Annotated in this window: 16 protein-coding genes; 14 read left to right on the top strand and 2 right to left on the bottom strand. The window is 64.6% G+C overall.

Annotation, left to right across the window (positions count from 1 at the left end; translation table 11 throughout):
- Positions 1-94 precede the first annotated feature (94 nt).
- The 12 genes from AC1RBA_RS26140 (at position 95) to bla (ending at position 11,257) form a co-directional block, all read left to right on the top strand.
- Complete coding sequence (locus AC1RBA_RS26140; protein WP_492403836.1) at positions 95-766, top strand: Crp/Fnr family transcriptional regulator; 672 nt, start codon at positions 95-97, stop codon at positions 764-766.
- 62 nt (positions 767-828) lie between these two features.
- Positions 829-1,422: a helix-turn-helix domain-containing protein gene (locus AC1RBA_RS26135; RefSeq protein WP_492420316.1), complete on the top strand. Its 594-nt coding sequence runs from the start codon at positions 829-831 to the stop codon at positions 1,420-1,422.
- Positions 1,423-1,458: 36 nt separating this feature from the next.
- Positions 1,459-1,845: a DUF2946 domain-containing protein gene (locus AC1RBA_RS26130; protein ID WP_492420314.1), complete on the top strand. Its 387-nt coding sequence runs from the start codon at positions 1,459-1,461 to the stop codon at positions 1,843-1,845.
- A 62-nt stretch (positions 1,846-1,907) separates the two neighbouring features.
- The gene (locus AC1RBA_RS26125; RefSeq protein ID WP_070291700.1) at positions 1,908-2,504 is read left to right on the top strand and encodes an SCO family protein; all 597 of its coding nucleotides are present in this window, start codon (positions 1,908-1,910) and stop codon (positions 2,502-2,504) included.
- A 17-nt stretch (positions 2,505-2,521) separates the two neighbouring features.
- On the top strand, positions 2,522-2,998 hold the full coding sequence (locus AC1RBA_RS26120) for a copper chaperone PCu(A)C (RefSeq protein ID WP_492420311.1): 477 nt from the start codon (positions 2,522-2,524) through the stop codon (positions 2,996-2,998).
- A gap of 122 nt (positions 2,999-3,120) precedes the next feature.
- The gene (locus AC1RBA_RS26115; protein ID WP_070310906.1) at positions 3,121-3,777 is read left to right on the top strand and encodes a TetR/AcrR family transcriptional regulator; all 657 of its coding nucleotides are present in this window, start codon (positions 3,121-3,123) and stop codon (positions 3,775-3,777) included.
- Entirely contained in the window at positions 3,774-4,982 is a 1,209-nt protein-coding gene (locus AC1RBA_RS26110; protein WP_492420309.1) for a multidrug effflux MFS transporter, read from the top strand. Before AC1RBA_RS26115 ends, AC1RBA_RS26110 begins: the two co-directional genes overlap by 4 nt.
- A gap of 122 nt (positions 4,983-5,104) precedes the next feature.
- The gene (locus AC1RBA_RS26105; RefSeq protein WP_492420307.1) at positions 5,105-6,445 is read left to right on the top strand and encodes a DUF3422 family protein; all 1,341 of its coding nucleotides are present in this window, start codon (positions 5,105-5,107) and stop codon (positions 6,443-6,445) included.
- Between the two features lie 89 nt (positions 6,446-6,534).
- The gene (locus AC1RBA_RS26100; protein WP_492420305.1) at positions 6,535-8,028 is read left to right on the top strand and encodes a hypothetical protein; all 1,494 of its coding nucleotides are present in this window, start codon (positions 6,535-6,537) and stop codon (positions 8,026-8,028) included.
- Positions 8,029-8,090: 62 nt separating this feature from the next.
- Entirely contained in the window at positions 8,091-8,483 is a 393-nt protein-coding gene (locus AC1RBA_RS26095) for a BlaI/MecI/CopY family transcriptional regulator (RefSeq protein WP_070310901.1), read from the top strand.
- The gene (locus AC1RBA_RS26090) at positions 8,480-10,243 is read left to right on the top strand and encodes a M56 family metallopeptidase (RefSeq protein ID WP_492420303.1); all 1,764 of its coding nucleotides are present in this window, start codon (positions 8,480-8,482) and stop codon (positions 10,241-10,243) included. The genes AC1RBA_RS26095 and AC1RBA_RS26090 overlap by 4 nt, the downstream gene beginning before the upstream one ends.
- Positions 10,244-10,327: 84 nt before the next feature.
- Positions 10,328-11,257, top strand: coding sequence for a subclass B3 metallo-beta-lactamase (gene bla / locus AC1RBA_RS26085; RefSeq protein WP_492420301.1), 930 nt, complete (start codon positions 10,328-10,330; stop codon positions 11,255-11,257).
- A 7-nt stretch (positions 11,258-11,264) separates the two neighbouring features.
- On the opposite strand, the gene AC1RBA_RS26080 is transcribed toward bla, so the two are convergent.
- Complete coding sequence (locus tag AC1RBA_RS26080) at positions 11,265-11,591, bottom strand: tetratricopeptide repeat protein (protein WP_492420299.1); 327 nt, start codon at positions 11,589-11,591, stop codon at positions 11,265-11,267.
- A gap of 72 nt (positions 11,592-11,663) precedes the next feature.
- Complete coding sequence (locus AC1RBA_RS26075) at positions 11,664-12,650, bottom strand: zinc-dependent alcohol dehydrogenase family protein (RefSeq protein ID WP_492420297.1); 987 nt, start codon at positions 12,648-12,650, stop codon at positions 11,664-11,666.
- A gap of 121 nt (positions 12,651-12,771) precedes the next feature.
- Between AC1RBA_RS26075 and AC1RBA_RS26070 the strand changes: the two genes are divergently transcribed.
- On the top strand, positions 12,772-13,683 hold the full coding sequence (locus AC1RBA_RS26070; RefSeq protein ID WP_492420295.1) for a LysR family transcriptional regulator: 912 nt from the start codon (positions 12,772-12,774) through the stop codon (positions 13,681-13,683).
- A gap of 55 nt (positions 13,684-13,738) precedes the next feature.
- The gene (locus AC1RBA_RS26065) at positions 13,739-15,829 is read left to right on the top strand and encodes a TonB-dependent siderophore receptor (RefSeq protein WP_492420293.1); all 2,091 of its coding nucleotides are present in this window, start codon (positions 13,739-13,741) and stop codon (positions 15,827-15,829) included.
- The last annotated feature ends 24 nt before the right edge of the window (positions 15,830-15,853 follow it).

Here is a 15,853-nt window from a genome sequence, read left to right as displayed (position 1 = left end):
CCGGTTAGCATAGCACCGGCGCTGGAAAATCACTGTCATCTTAGTGACAGGTCTGAAGGATGGAATGGATAGCAACGATAGTGTAGACCTTGCAATGCTGGAACTTGACAGCCACGACTGGTTCGCGGCCCTCGACGCGCGGCATCAGACCCTGTTGCGCACCGGCAGCGTGCTCCGGCATTTCGAGGCGGGCGCCTTCATCACGCGGCGCGGCGAACCGTCGGCGCACTGGATCGGCGTACACACGGGCTTGATCAAGCTGGCCGTCTACAATGCCGATGGGCGCGGCGCCACGTTTTCCGGCGTGCCGGCCGGCGGCTGGAGCGGCGAGGGCAGCGTGCTCAAGCGCGAACTGCGCCGCTACGACGTGGTGGCCGTGCGCGCATCGAGCATCATCCTCGTGCCCGTGGATCTGTTTCATCTGCTGCTGGCCGAGAGCCTTTCCTTCAATGCCTTCGTCATCCGCCAGCTGAACGAGCGCATGGGGCAATTCATCGCCACCATCCAGAACCAGCGCCTGCTGGCCGTCGACGCGCAGGTGGCGCAAGCGATCGCGCAACTGTTCCACCCCATGTTATACCCGCGCACCTCCAGCGTGCTTGAGCTGTCGCAGGAAGAAATCGGCTTGCTGACCGGCATTTCGCGCCAGCGCGTGAACCAGGCGCTGGGCCATCTGGCCGAACTTAAGCTGATCAGCATCGCCTACCAGTCGATCCGGGTCGTCGACCTCGATGGCTTGCGCCGTTATGGCGTAGCGTCGCTGTGATGACAGACTGGGCGCGCGATGTGTGGCATGCTGGCGGCTGGCTTATGACATTGAATTGACGCATGGCACTCGTTTCCGATCATCCTCTGCACTTGCTGGGATTGCGCTTTCCGCTCCGGCTGCGCGTTACCGTGCGCCAGGGTTTTGTCACCTTGCATAATGAAATCGCCACCAAGAAGCTGGGCAGCGGCGACAGCTTCGTCGTGCCTGCCTTCTTGCGCTTTGCCTGCGACGTGATGCCGGGGCGGGGCAAGCCTGCCGTGTTTACACTGGCGCTGGAAGGCGATGAACCCGATGGCGGCCACGGCGGCGGCAAGCGCTGGAGCCAGGCGCTGGCGCAGCACATCTTTGATACGCCGCAAGGCAAATGGACGGCGGCGCGTCTGGCGACCCTGTGGCAAGTGACGCCGCACAAGGCGCGCGCGCGCCTGTTTGCCGAGGGCGAGGCATTGCTCAGCCTGGTGCGCGAACAGCGTTTGGCGCACGCGTTGCACACGGCGGCGCAAGCGGGCGCCGATGGGGAAGACGGCGAGCGCGACCTGGCCCAAGTGGCGGCCGGCTCCGGCTTTGCCTCGATCCCCGCATTTTGCGATGCCTGCGTGGACGTGGCCGGCGTGCGTCCCAGCCTGTTCCTGCGGGGACAGGCGCCCGGATAGCCAGACTCCGTTATAATCGGGGCCATGGGATCTTTATTGAAACGCAAACAGTGGCATATGTGGTTCGCCTGCCTGGCGATACTGCTCAATGCGCTGTCGCCGTCCCTGTCGTATGCGTTTGCCTCGCTGCACGCGAACGCGAACAATGCCGCCGTCGAAATCTGTTCGGCCAGCGGCGCCGTCTATACGCAGGCGGACCTGGCGCCAGCCGCCAGATCCACCACCGATTCCGTGCTGCACCACATCGAGCATTGCCCGTTCTGCATGAGCCATGCGGGCGGCGTGGGTTTGCCGCCGTCCTCATCCTCGCCGCTGGCCGTCATCACGGGCCACGACCACTATCCGCCATTGTTTTACCAGGCGCCCAAAGCGCCGTTCGCGTGGCTGGCCGCCAGCCCGCGCGGCCCGCCTTCGGCTGCCTGAACGCAGCAGTCATACCTTCCACGTCTTAACCGTCTCCACTACGCCCATCGGGCCAGAATGCCATGAAACGTCGTCTTTTCCTTCTCGCCGGCACGGCGGGATTGCTCACGCTTGCCGCTTGCGAACAAGCGCCGAAACCCCATTACAACGGCCTCGACCTGACGGGAGGCGATTACAAGCCCGACTTCAAGTTGAGCGGCCCCGACGGCAAGGTCTACACCCTGGCCGACTTCAAGGGCAAGTATGTGATGGTCTTCTTTGGCTTCACGCAATGCCCGGACGTGTGCCCGACAGCCCTGTCGCGCGCGCTGGAAATCCGCCAGAAACTGGGCGCCGATGGCGATAAACTGCAAGTGATCTTCATCAGCATCGACCCCGAGCGCGATACGCCCGAGCTGCTGGGCGAATACATGCGCGCCTTCGACCCCAGCTTCCTGGGCTTGCGCACGGATCCGAAGGACACGGCGCAGACGGCCTTCAACTACAAGGTCTTCTACCGCCGCGTGCCGAGCGGCAGTTCGTACACGATGGACCACACGGCCATCAGCTACGTGCTCGACACCGAGGGGCGCATGCGCCTGGGCCTGAAGCACCAGTTGACGGGCGATGAGTGCGTGCAGGACATCAAGACCCTGATGAAATCGAAATACACCTTATAACTACCGAGGAAATAATCATGACCCATCTGAAAAACCTGCTGGCCACGGCCCTGACCGTGCTGTCCTTCTCCGCCGCTGCCCAGACGTCCGTGCAGATTAGCGACCCGTGGGTGCGCGCCACCGTGCCGCAGCAAAAAGCCACGGGTGCCTTCATGCAGATCACGGCGCCAAAAGCCATGCGGCTGCTGGAAGTGCGCTCGCCCGTGGCGGGCGTGGCGGAAATCCATGAAATGAGCATGGCGGACAATATGATGCGCATGCGCCAGGTCAAGGAAATCGCCTTGCCAGCCGGTAAAGTCGTGGAACTGAAGCCGGGCGGCTACCACGTGATGCTGCTGGACCTGAAAGGGCAGGTGAAGGCGGGCGACAAGATCCCGCTGACCCTGGTCGTCGAAGGCGAGGACAAGCGCCGCGAAACCATCGAAGTCAATGCCGTGGCGCGTCCGCTGGGCGCCACCTCGACGTCAACTGCGATGCCGGCGATGAAGCACTAAGCTACGGCAATGCCCTTGCAAAGCCCGGTTCGCCGGGCTTTTTTGCGTCCATTTGAAAATTAAACAGCTGTTTGATACAATGCCGGATAATATTAAACAGATGTTTAAATGATGGGAATGGCATGACAGAAGAAGTCGAAACGGCGCGCACGCGCATCCTGCAGGCGGCGGTCCAGCTGTTTGCCGACGAAGGCTACAAGCTCGCGTCCGTGCGCAGGATCTGCGAGGCGGCCCACGTCAACGTGGCGATGGTTAACTATTATTTTCATGGCAAGGAAGAGCTGTATCTGGCCGCCTTTGACCATGCGCGCGAACTGGCGCGCGCCTCGGCTGCGGACGTGGCCGCCGCCAGCGCGCAGGCGCAGCTGCCGCCCGTGGAACAGTTGCGCCTGGCGATAGAATCGATGGTCTTCGACATGCTGCGCCCGGGAGCGGCTTCGCTGTTCAGCCGCCTGGTGGCGCGTGAATTGATCGAACCCACGTCCGCCATCCACATGCTGGCAGACCGCGATGTGCGCGCGCACCACGCCCTGTTTACAGGCTTGATCCGTGGCGTGGTGGGCGAGGCCATGCCGGCGGACGTGGTGCAGAAATGCGTGTTCAGCGTGATTGGCCAGGCTGTGTTCTATGCCCGTTCGCGAATCGTGCATGAACTGGTGGCGCCGGAAATTACCTATGACGAGACTGGCACCGCCAGCATTGCGCAGCATGTCGCTGCGTTCTCGCTGGCGGCCCTCGACGGCTTGCGCCGCCAATATGCTGTGCAGGCGGGCGCATGAAAACCAGAAACCTGACCCTGGTGCTGGCCGGTCTGGCCATGCTGGGCCCGTTCGCCACCGATACCTTCCTGCCATCGTTTCCCGCGATCGGCACGCATTTCGACGTCAGCAGCGTGCTGGTGCAGCAAACCCTGAGCGTCTACCTGGCCGCCTATGCCTTCATGACCTTGTTCTACGGCACCTTGTCCGACTCGTTCGGCCGCCGTCCCGTGATCCTGGCATCCTTGCTGATCTTTGCCGTGGGCTCCATCGGCGCCGCCTTCGCCCCCAGCTTTGGCTGGCTGCTGTTCTTCCGCGGCATGCAGGGTGCCTCGGCCGGCGCGGGCAGGGTGATCGGCCAAGCCATCGTGCGCGACAGTCTAGCTGGCGCGGCCGCGCAAAAGATGCTGGCCAACATCATGATGGTGTTCGGCATCGCGCCGGCCATCGCCCCCATCATCGGCGGCTGGCTGCACGTGGCCTACGGCTGGCAATCGACGTTCGTGTTCACCTTTGCCGTCACCGTGCTGCTGGCGCTCGCCTGCCTGAAAGGCTTGCCGGAAAGTTTAGCCGTCGAGCAACGTCAGCCTTTCCATCCAGGCAATATCGCGCGCAATTACTGGCTGGCCTTGCGCCACCGGGCTTTCCTCTTGCGTTCGCTGGCCGTGGCCTTCTCCTTTGGCGGCTTTGCCCTGTACATCGCCTCGGCCCCGCATTTTATTTTGGAATTGCTGCATCTGCCGGAAACGGCGTTTGGCTGGATGTTCATTCCCATGGTGGCCGGTTTGGTGCTGGGCTCGGCGTTGTCGGGCAAGCTGGCCCACGTGGTGAAAAGCACCGTGCTGGTGCGCTGGGGCTTGCTGGCCATGGCGGCCACGGGGGCGATCAATATTGCTTACAACCACTGGTTTTCGGCCAGCATCCCGTTCGCCGTCGTGCCCGTGATGCTGTACGCGTTCGGCATGTCGCTGGCCTTGCCGGGCATGACCATGTCGACGCTCGACATTTTCCCGCAGATGCGGGGCTTGGCCGCGTCCCTGCAAAACTTCGTGCAAATGCTGGTGTTTGCGCTGGTGTCCGGTTTTGTCGCACCGTTGCTGTTCGACAGCGCATTCAAACTGGCGCTGGGACAGGCTTCGGCCGTCGTGCTGGCCGCCGCATTCTGGTGGCTGGGCAGCCGGCAAGGGGCGGGGCAGGGCGTGGCAGGGGTTGTTAAAACAATATGACGGGCCCTGGAAAAGGATGGCATGCATTCTGCTTTGTTACACTGTGACAATCAGACCCCCGCTGCGGACAGCACAGCACGCGCGCGGGTCTAAGCAGTTTTGCAACTTTACCTTTGGCTATCATGCACTTGATTAACTCCAGTTTGAACCACGCCTTGCGCGTGCCGCTGGCTGCGGAAATCCACTCGCGGCCGTTCTTGCAGCTCGACGCCCCCGAGCTGATCACCCATCTTGCCGTGTATAAAGATGACAGCGCGGCGCCCGGTGCGTCGAATATGGCGGCCCAGCACGCCACGCTGGCGGCCCTGTGCACGCATTTCGGCGTCACGCCGCCCGCTGCCGAAGCCAAGTATTTTTATTACGACTTTGGCCGCTTCCGCCTGAAATGGGAATGCCATACGGAATTTGCCACGTTTACCTTCGCCGAACATCCGGGCGCCGCCTTGCCACTGGAGCAGGCGTTCGAGCGCATGCCCCTGGAACAGTTGCCGCAACAATGGCTGGTGGGCTTGAAGGGCAAGCTGATGGTGGCGGCCCACGTGGTGCTCGAGCAGGCGACGGAGCCGGCCGAGATCTTCATGCAAGGTTTGTCGCGCGTGTTCGAGGGCAATACCCTGGCCGGCAGCAAGGTGCTGCAGGGCGGCGAATTGTGGACGGATTTCACCATCCAGTCCGACGGCTTCAGCCGTTTCGTCATCCGCGATGCGGGCATGCGCTCGCAGCAGTCGGGCCGATTGGTGCAGCGCGTGCTGGAAATCGAAACCTACCGCATGATGGCCTTGTTGGGCTTGCCCTATGCCATGCAGGCGGCGCCATCGTTGAATGCCATCGAGAACGAACTGGCGACCCTGGCCGCCGCCATGGTCGATACGGACGACGCCCCAGGAGCCGGCGATGAGGGCGTCTCCGAGCAAGCCTTGCTCGACCGCATCACGCGCCTGGCGGCCCGCATAGAAAAGCTGTCGCTCGACAATAGCTACCGTTTTTCCGCCTCGAAAGCCTATATGGGTCTCGTCAAGGCGCGCATCGACGAGTTGCGCGAAGTGCGCATCGAGGGCATCCCCACGGTCGAGGAATTCATGGACCGCCGTTTGACGCCCGCCATGAATACGTGCGAAGCGATGTCCAGCCGCCAGGAAGCGATGGCGCAGCGCATTGCCAACACCAACGACTTGCTGCGCACGCGCGTGGGCATCGTGCAGGAATTGCAAAACCGGCAAATCCTGCAATCGATGAACGCCCGCGCGGCCCAGCAGCTGCGCTTGCAGCAGGCGGTGGAAGGCTTGTCCGTGGCGGCCATTTCCTACTACGTGATCGGCCTGTTCAGCTACACGGGCAAGGCGGCCAAGGTGATGGGGCTGCCCGTGAATCCGGAAATCCTCGTCGGCGCCCTGGTGCCGTTCGTGGCGGCCGCCGTCTGGCTGGGCTTGCGCCGCATGCATCACAAGCTGCACGCGGACTGACCAGGGCAGGCACTCAGGCGGTGCGTACGCCGCGCGCCGCCAATCTTTGCTATCGTGCTGGCCTCATTGTTTGCTACAAGGAAATCAGCGTGCTTGCCAAGGTTGGAGATATCTACAGTGTGTTTTCGCACAGGCTGCAGCAGTATGTGGCTTGCCAGGTCACGGCCATCGACGATGCCGCGTCCGGCAGCGCCCCGCTGGCCGCCATTTTGCAGCTGGACTGGACGGGCGACACCTTGCCCGATGCGCACGCCGTGCAGGCGATGCGTCCCCTGGTGTGCGATTACTATTTCTGGAACAAGCGCCACGACCACAGCTTTGCCAGCGCGACGGTGCCGCGCCATTACACCCTGGTGGCCAATGTGGCGCCGCTGGTCGAGACGGCAGTGAAAAGCTACAGCGGCGGCTGGCACTTGGGCGACAGCGTTTGGCGCCAGCGCCGCTGGGAGCAGGTCGACCCTGCCCGGCGCCAGCGCTTCAAGGCGGCATCGAGCGAGGAAGTGATGGTCGGCGGCCAGGCCGTGCGCCAGAAGACGAGCCGCATCGGCGACGATATCCTGCAGGCGCTCGGCGACCTGTCCGAACTGGACCAGCTGCCTTGCCTGACGACCATCGAGACGCGCCACGGCAGCGCGGCGCTGGCCGCCTACATCAACGGCAACCCCATCATCAACGAAGTGCACTGGCAATCCTCGACGGAGAGCGAACTCGACTTGCGCAACAGCAATGTCAGCCGTCTCGTCGTGCATGGCGCAGGCTTGCGCTCGCTGCGCCTGAACGAGGGTTTGAGCACCCTGATACTGAATGGCGCGCCGTCGTCCGCGCTGCGCATCGACGACCCGCATGCAGGGCGCTTCCTGCGCCTGCAGTGTTCCGGCGCCCTGACGCCATTCCACGGCCTCGACCAGCTGGCGCGCCTGTCGCTGAGCGCCATGCCGGCCGTGGATTTCGACATGGTGGCGCAGCGTTTCCCCTTGCTGACGGACCTGACCGTGTGGGGCAAGCCGGGGCTGGCGTCAAACGTGGCCAGCATCGCCAGACTGGACCGTTTGCGCTCCTTCACCGCGTATGAACTGTTCGGCTACGGTGCCGACGACTTCCCCGTGCCGGCGCAGTTGCCGGCCTTGTCCAGCCTGTGCCTGACCAGCCTGCCGGCCGACGCCGCCAAGGCCATCAAGGCCAGTTATAAAAAGGCGGCGGTGCTGGGTCTGGACCTGTCGGTGACGCGGCCGCGCAAGCCGGAATGGCTGGCGGAAAACCTGGACAATCCGTTCCGCGACTGGGATGGCCGCGCGCACATTGCGGCGGCGTATGCCAAAAAAGCCGCGCAGGCGTATAAAAAGCTGCTGGCCACGGCGCGCACGCTCGACGGCGCGAACGATGCCGGGACGGCGCAAGCCGTGGCACAGGAGATGGTCACCGCCTATGTCGGCGTGTTCAACCAGATCGAGCGGCGTTCCAGCGTCATCGAAACGGTGGAGCGCGATGAAATCTATGTGGCGCTGGAGCAGGTGCTGGCGCAAGTGCCGCTGCCCGATGTGGCGGCCTTGCTTGACTTGTTCGACCGCTTGCGCGAATTTTAGTCTTTGCATGTCCTAGAAAAAAAGTTCTAGACATGGCGTTCTAGAATCGGTATTCTAGCGTCATGTTAAAAAATACCTCCACTCCCCATCCCACGGCCGCCGAACTGGATCTGCTGCGCATCCTGTGGCGGCGCGGTCCGTCCGACGCGCGCGCCGTGTACGACGCCCTGGCCGAAGAGCGTGCCGACGCCAGTTACGCCACCGTGCTGCGCCAGTTGCAGCTGATGCATGGCAAGGGCTTGCTGAGCCGCGACGAAAGCCAGCGGCCGCAGCTGTATGCGGCCGTCGATGCGCAGGAAAAGCTGCAAACGAGTCTGCTCAAGGACTTGATCGGCAAGGTGTTTTCCGGCTCCGGCAAGGCGCTGGTGCTGACGGCGCTGCGCGAGCACGTGAGCGACGCGGAACGCCTGGAAATTGAAAAAATTCTGCGCAGCAAGGATGGCAAACAGCCATGAATGTGGACATGCGCTTGGGCATCGAGTTGGGCAAGCTGGTCCCTGCGCTGGGCTGGGTCTTGCTGTATTTCGTCTGGCAGGGCTTGATCGTGGGCGCCGTGTCCGCCGTCCTGCTCTGGCTGCTGCGTCAGGCCAGCGCGCGCTGGCGCTATGCCGTCTGCGCGCTGGCGCTGCTGCTGTGCGTTTGTATTCCTTTTGTGCACCTGCTGTCCCTGCTGTCGGGCGCATCGCCGGCCCGGCTGACGGTGGACGCTCCGCCCGCCTGGCGCGCCGCGCTGCAAGCGTGGATGCCGGCCCTGGTGCTGGCCTGGAGCGCCGGTGTCGCCCTGATGAGTTTGCGCCTGTGCCTGGGCCTGGCCTGGGTCGGCAAGCTGCGCCGCCAGGCGGTCGCTGCCCCGGCCATCTGGCAGGCGCGCCTCGATGCGCTGGCCTTGCGCATGGACTTGCACGGCAGTCGGAAAGTGCCGCTGAAGCTGCATGGAGGATTGTCCAGCCCCGTGACCGTGGGATTCTGGCGCCCCGTCATCCTGCTGCCGGCCGCCTTGCTGAGCGGCATGCCCGTCGCCTTGCTCGAAGCGCTGCTGGCGCATGAACTGGCGCACGTGCGGCGCTGGGATTACCTGGTCAACCTGCTGCAAAGCGTGGCCGAGGCGCTGCTGTTTTTTCACCCCGTCGTCTGGTGGCTGTCGGCGCGTATGCGGGCCGAGCGGGAACAGGTGGCCGATGCCTTGGCTGCGCAGGCGCTGCAAGACCCGCAGCAGCTGGCCACGGCGCTGCATGCCTTATCCCTGCACGCTGCCGCGCCGGGCCAGCACGGCTTGCTGATGTCGGCCCGGGGCGGGGCGCTGCTGACGCGCATCGAACGGCTGATGGCGCCGGGCGCCGACACGGCCGGCTGGAAACTGGCCGTGCCCGCCTTGCTGCTGGCCTGCGCCACCTTGCTGCTGCAGGTGCAGGGCAAGCCTGCCGTCAACGGAACGATGCTGGCCGATGCCGCCGCCGCGATGCTGGACTTGCCTGTCAGCGCGAAACACATGCTGGTATTTGACGACAGCACGGGCCAGGTGCTGATGGCGAAAGATGCGGACGCCGTCGTGCCCATCGCCTCGATCACCAAGCTGATGACGGCCATGGTGGTGCTCGATGCGGGCCTGGCCCCCGACGAACAGTTGCGCATCGTGCGCGCCGATGGCGATGCGTCCTTGCAGCGCCACAGCCTGCTGGCCGATGGCGTGGCCGTGTCGCGCGGCGCGCTGTTGCAACTGGCGCTGCTGCCGTCCGAAAACCGCGCCGCCGCTGCGCTGGCGCGTACCTATCCCGGCGGCAACGCGGCGTTTCAGCAAGCCTTGCAGGCGAAGATCCGCCAGCTGGGCTTGCGCCGCACCAACCTGACGGACCCCGTCGGCAGTTCGCCGGCGAATACGTCGACGGCCAGCGAGGTGGCCAGGATCGTCGCGGCGGCCGCGCGCTATCCGGACATTGCGCGCATCACCAGCCACCCGCAAGCGAGCGTGGCCGTCAATGGCAAGGTCCGCACCCTGCGCAACACCAACCCGCTCGTCGGCGGCAAGGGCTGGGACATTTTATTGTCCAAGACGGGCAGCAGCCACGAGGCGGGCAGCTGCCTGACCATGCGCATGCGCAGCGGCGGCAAGCACGTCACCGTGGTGCTGCTCGACGCCGACGGCGCGCAGCGGCGTTCGCTAGACGCCGGACACATCCGCGACACCCTGGCCGGGAGCCCAGGCCGCATGCATTGATACCCCCCCCCCCGGGCGCGCCGCGCGTGCGGCCGCCTTTCTTTTTACACTCTGGAGATGACAATGACACTATTGGCGAAGTTGATGCTGGCTACGGTTGCGACCATGGCGGCGGGCACGGTGCAGGCAAAGACGCCGGCCCCGGTGCAGGATAAACCTGTTAATTGCGACAATTGCAAGGAATGGAATGCGCCCGTCAAGCCGTTCAATATCTATGGCAATAGCTGGTATGTGGGCACGGCGGGCCTGTCCGCCGTGCTGGTGACAAGCCCGCAGGGCCACATCCTGCTCGACGGCGCGCTGCCGCAATCGGCGCCCCTGATCATCGCGAACATCCAGGCGCTGGGCTTTCGCATCGAGGATGTGAAAGTCATCCTCAATTCGCACGCCCATTGGGACCATGCGGGCGGCATTGCCGCGCTGCAGCGGGCGAGCGGCGCCACCGTCATGGCCAGCGCCTCGGGCGCCCTGGGCCTGCAAAGCGGCACGAATGGCAAGGATGACCCGCAATACCAGGCCAATCCCGTCGTGCATGTGACCAAGGTGGCCAAGGTCAAGGTGGTGGGCGAGGGCGATACCGTCAAGGTGGGCCCCTTGGTGCTCACGGCCCATATGACGCCGGGCCACACGCCCGGCGGCACGACGTGGACCTGGACCTCATGCGAAGATGCACGCTGCCTGAATGTGGTGTATGCGGACAGCCTGAACCCGTATGCCAGCGGCGATTTCACTTATACAGGCAAAGGCGGCACGCCCGACATTTCGGCCTCGTTCGAAGCGAGCATCGCCAAGGTGGCCGCCTTGCCATGCGACATCATCATCCCCGTGCATCCGGGCACGACGGACGTGCTGGGCAAGGCGACCAAGCGCAGCGGCACGGACAATCCCCTGATCGACGCCAACGCCTGCCGCGCCTATGCGGCCGAAGCGGGCGGCTTGCTGGCCAAGCGCCTGGCGAAGGAACGGGGCGAGGCAGTGCCTCTTGATGCCAAGGCCGCCGCGCACGCGCACTAAGCCGTTTTTACTGTGCCGCCTGCCGCTGTTTTTGCAGGCGTTTCAGGAACACCGTCATTTCCTTGACGGCTTGCAGGTCGCCTTGCTGCTGGGCGACTGTGACGCCCGTGGTCCAGGCAGCCTGCGCTTCATCCAGCCTGCCCAGCTGGAGCAAGGCCTTGCCCAGCAGCTTCCAGGCGGCGGAATAGCTTGTTTGCTGTTGCGTCGCCTGCGCCAGGTGAATGACGGCTTGCTCGGCGTCATTGTCTTTCAGGCAGGCGTCGCCCAGGCCCAAGCGCAGCAGCGCGCTGTCGCGGCCCTGCGCCAGCAGTTTTTCCAGTTGTTCACGCAGCATTTTCGCCTCACCTCAATATGCAAGTTAATTCTTGCATATTAGCGCTTGCGCGCTTGAGAAACAAGCCTGCCTTCAATCCGCCACATTCACCACCAGCTTGCCGCGCGCGCTGCCGTCCATCTGCGCCACATGCGCCTCGTGTGCCGTGCGCAAGCTAAAGCGGCGTGGATCGAGCCGCACCTGCAGCTTGCCCGCCTCTATTAACTTGTTGGCTTCGCGCAGAATCGCGCCATGGCGCGCGTGATGCTCACCGCTCAACAGGGGCAGCAGGGTGAACACGCCCGAGTAAGTCGCCGCGCGCGCCGTCAGCGGGCTCAGGGCGAACGTGCCCCAGCCCAGGCAGCTGACGACGTGGCCGCCATACATGCGTGCCGCCTTGAAACTGGCGTCCAGGGTGGCGCCGCCCACCGTGTCGTAGACGATGTCGAAGCCGGCGCCGCCCGTATGCTCGGCCACGTAGTCATCGACCGTGCTGGTGTGGTAATCGATGAAGCGCGCGCCCAGCGCTTCGATGGCGGCGCGGCTGGCGGCGCTGCCCGTGGCAGACACCTTCGCGCCCAGGGCGACGGCGAGCTGCACGGCCATGTGGCCCACGCCGCCCGCGCCTCCATGCACGAGCACGCTGTCGCCCGCCTTCACGTGGGCGCGGTCGACCAGCCCTTCCCAGGCCGTGATGAAGACGAGGGGCAGGGCGGCCGCTTCGCGCATGCTCAGCGCGGGCGGCACGGGCGCCAGCAGGGCGGAATCGAAGACGCCGTACTCGGCCAGCGAACCCTGGATGCCGGCGATGCCGCCCGCCATGCCATACACTGTTGCGCCAACGTGAAAAGTCGTCACGCCATCGCCGACGGCCGCCACCGTGCCGGCCACGTCGATGCCGAGGATGGCGGGCAGGCTGGGCCGGGCGTGCGGTGCGGCGCCGGCAGCGATTTTCGTGTCGAGCGGATTGACGCCGCTGGCGGCGATGCGCACGAGGACTTGCCCGGGGCCGGGCTGCGGCACGGGCAGCTGCTCGATGGTCATGCGGGTGGCGAAGCTGGTGAGGACGAGGGCTTGCATGGGGTTCTCCATTGGGTTGATGCCCCAGTCTAGGCGCACGGCGTGCAAAGAAAAACGGGGCGCGGCTCGATGCACTATTGCGGAATCGTGGATAATCCTCTGAAAAACAGCAAGGAAAAGCATGGACAGGCTGGAAGCGATGCAGGTGTTTTGCGCCGTGGTCGAGGCGGGCGGCTTCAGCAAGGCGGCGCAGCGCCTGGGCATTTCCACCTCGTCCGTGACGAACCAGGTGGCGGCGCTGGAAAAGCATTTCGGCGTGCGCCTCTTGCAGCGCACGACGCGCAGCATGTCGCTCACGGCCGAAGGCCAGCAGTGCCACGCGCAGGCGCGCCAGGTGCTGGCCGGCATGGCGGCGCTGGAATCCAGTCTGGAACAGGCGGCCGGGAAACCCTCGGGCAGCCTGCGCGTGGATATGCCCAGCAGCATGAGCCGCAATCTGATGGCGCCCGCCTTGCCCCGCTTTACCGCCGCCTATCCCGATATTTCCCTGCGCCTGACGGTCAGCGACCGCCTGGTCGACATGGTGGAAGAGGGCATCGACGTGATGCTGCGCATCGGCGAACCGCAGGATTCGTCGCTGGTGGCGCGCAGCCTGCTGACCATGGATTACCTGTGCTGCGCCTCGCCCGCCTTCATCGCCCGGCATGGCATGCCGCGCACGCCGCAGGAACTGGACCAGTTTGCCTGCCTGCATTTCCTGTATCCGAAAGCGCGCCAGGTGCGACCCTGGCTGTTCCAGGATGGGGAAGCAGGCGAGCCGTACGCCCACACGCCCGCTGCCGCCTTGTCTTTCGACCATATCGAATCGATGATCGCCGCTGCCCAGGCCGGTTGCGGCATCGTGCAGGCGCTATCCGTTTCCGTCTTGCAGCCTTTGCGCGAGGGGACCCTGGTGCCCGTGCTGCAGCCGTTCCGCACGCGGGGACCGGACTTGTGGGCGCTGTTCCACCCGCGCCAGCTGCGCGCCGCCAAGGTGCAGGTGTTCGTGGAGTTTTTGGCGCAGATTGTTCATGAAGGCTTTAATGAGAATTGATTATCAATTATAATGCAAGCCTATTGCATTGATTTGCGCCTTCGTCAGGAATTCCATGCCCGTGTTTTTACGCCGCCCCGTGGCGCTGTTACTTGCCGCCGCCAGCCCCTGGTCACTGGCAATCGATGATGTGCAGGCCGACGATGTCGTCACCGTCAAGGCCGAGCGCCAGCACTACCACAGCCTGTCGGCCACGGGCGCCACCAAGACGGACGCTTTATTGATGGACTTGCCGCAAAGCGTGCGCGTGCTGACCGGCGACCTGCTGCGCGACGCGGGCGTGACGACTTTGGCCGGCGCGCTGGACCTGGCCAGCGGTATTTCAAAACAAAGTCCGCTGGGCGGCCTGTGGGACAGCTATGCCATGCGCGGCTTCACGGGCGACCCGAATTTCGGTTCCGACTACATGGTCAACGGCTTCAGTTCCAGCCGCGGCTACAACGGCATGCGCGACGGCGGCAATACGCAGAATGTGGAAGTGCTCAAAGGCCCCGCGTCGGCCCTGTACGGCCGGGGCGAGCCGGGCGGCACGGTGAACATCACGACGAAAAAGCCGAAGTTCGCGCCGGAATACAGCGCCGACGTATCGCTGGGCAGCTTCCAGACGCGCCGCGCCGCCCTGGATTTGACGGGACCGTTGAGCGACACCTTCGCCTACCGCCTGAACGCCGCGCATGAGGAGGGGCACAGCTTCCGCGATACGGTGAAAGTCGAGCGCAGCCTGTTTTCTCCCTCGTTTATCTGGCTTGCGGGCGAGCACACGACCGTGTCGTATGAAATCGAAGCGGTGCGCCAGCGCGCGCCGTTCGACCGGGGCGTGGTGGCCGTGAACGGCAAGCTGGGCGCCGTGCCCGTGTCGCGTTTTCTGGGCGAGCCGGGCGACGGCCCCATGACGGTCAAGTCGCTGGGGCAGCAGCTGTTCATCCACCACGCGCTGTCCGACGACTGGACTGTGCAGGCGGGCGCTTCCTGGCGCGACAGCGAATTGCGCGGTTATTCGACCGAGGCGAACAAGCTGCTGGCCGATGGCCGCACCCTGAACCGGCAGCGCCGCCACCGCGATTTCTCGGCCACCGACGTCTCCGCCCGCCTTGAAGTGCTGGGCAAGTTCAAAACGGGCGCGCTGGCGCACGAGGTGCTGGCCGGCGTGGATGCCTATCATTTCGACGACCACCGGGTACAGCTGCGGCGCAACCCCAGCGCCGCGAATGCCTATGCCATCGACATTTTCAATCCCGTGTATGGCGGCAAGGCCGCGCCGCTGGCCCTGTCCATCGACACGCAGGAAGGGCAACGGGCGCGCGGCCTGTACGCGCAGGACCAGATCGACCTGGGCGCCCAATGGAAGGCGCTCGTTGGCGTGCGCCGCGACAGCTACACGCAGGATGTGGCGAACCATCGCCTGAACGTGAGCAACCGCCAGTCGCTGTCGGCCACCAGCCCGCGCGCGGGCCTCGTCTACCAGCCGTCGACAATGTGGTCGCTGTACGCGAGCGCGGCGAAGGGCTTCCGGCCCAACAGCGGCATCAGCATCGATAACCAGGCTTTCCCGGCCGAGCGCAGCCGCTCGTATGAACTGGGCGCCAAGCTGGAAACGGGCAAGCTGACGGGGACGGTGGCCGTGTATGACATTCGCAAGAGCAATGTGCTGACGACCAATCCCGCCAACACGGACTTCGCCATCGCGGCGGGCGAGGTGGGCAGCCGGGGCCTGGAGCTCGATGTGTCGGGCGAACTGGCGCGCGGCTTGCGCGTCTCGGGCGCGTATGCGTACACCAACGCCACCGTCACGCGCGGCGACAATACGATCGTGACGGGCAGCCGCTTCGCCAACGTGCCGCGCCACAGCGCCAACCTGCTGGCCACGCAGCAGTTCGCGCTGGGCACGGGCACGGCCAGCGTGGGCGGCGGTTTTCAGTATGTGGGCGAGCGCCTGGGCGACGTGGCCGTCAGCAGCCAATTTACCCTGCCGGCCTACACGACGGCCAGATTGCTGGCGTCGTATTCGCCCAACGCCAGACTGCGATTCGCGCTGAGCGTGGAAAACCTGTTCAACCGCAGCTACTATGCGAGTTCCTACAGCCAGCTGTGGGTGGCGCCGGGGGCGGAGCGCACGGTGACCCTGAATGCGCATTACCGGTTTTAACTGTGGGGCTCTGTACATGCCACA

This window comes from Janthinobacterium sp. GW823-FHT03B06 (genome assembly GCF_058796955.1).
Note: the sequence above shows the minus strand (reverse complement) of the source record. Positions and strands in the feature narration are given on the sequence as shown.

Coding starts and splice junctions, on each gene's coding strand:
- AC1RBA_RS26140 (WP_492403836.1), top strand. CDS start 95: ATGCTGGAACTTGACAGCCACGACTGGTTCGCGGCCCTCGACGCGCGG.
- AC1RBA_RS26135 (WP_492420316.1), top strand. CDS start 829: ATGGCACTCGTTTCCGATCATCCTCTGCACTTGCTGGGATTGCGCTTT.
- AC1RBA_RS26125 (WP_070291700.1), top strand. CDS start 1,908: ATGAAACGTCGTCTTTTCCTTCTCGCCGGCACGGCGGGATTGCTCACG.
- AC1RBA_RS26120 (WP_492420311.1), top strand. CDS start 2,522: ATGACCCATCTGAAAAACCTGCTGGCCACGGCCCTGACCGTGCTGTCC.
- AC1RBA_RS26115 (WP_070310906.1), top strand. CDS start 3,121: ATGACAGAAGAAGTCGAAACGGCGCGCACGCGCATCCTGCAGGCGGCG.
- AC1RBA_RS26110 (WP_492420309.1), top strand. CDS start 3,774: ATGAAAACCAGAAACCTGACCCTGGTGCTGGCCGGTCTGGCCATGCTG.
- AC1RBA_RS26105 (WP_492420307.1), top strand. CDS start 5,105: ATGCACTTGATTAACTCCAGTTTGAACCACGCCTTGCGCGTGCCGCTG.
- AC1RBA_RS26095 (WP_070310901.1), top strand. CDS start 8,091: ATGTTAAAAAATACCTCCACTCCCCATCCCACGGCCGCCGAACTGGAT.
- AC1RBA_RS26090 (WP_492420303.1), top strand. CDS start 8,480: ATGAATGTGGACATGCGCTTGGGCATCGAGTTGGGCAAGCTGGTCCCT.
- bla (WP_492420301.1), top strand. CDS start 10,328: ATGCTGGCTACGGTTGCGACCATGGCGGCGGGCACGGTGCAGGCAAAG.
- AC1RBA_RS26080 (WP_492420299.1), bottom strand. CDS start 11,591: ATGCTGCGTGAACAACTGGAAAAACTGCTGGCGCAGGGCCGCGACAGC.
- AC1RBA_RS26075 (WP_492420297.1), bottom strand. CDS start 12,650: ATGCAAGCCCTCGTCCTCACCAGCTTCGCCACCCGCATGACCATCGAG.
- AC1RBA_RS26070 (WP_492420295.1), top strand. CDS start 12,772: ATGGACAGGCTGGAAGCGATGCAGGTGTTTTGCGCCGTGGTCGAGGCG.
- AC1RBA_RS26065 (WP_492420293.1), top strand. CDS start 13,739: ATGCCCGTGTTTTTACGCCGCCCCGTGGCGCTGTTACTTGCCGCCGCC.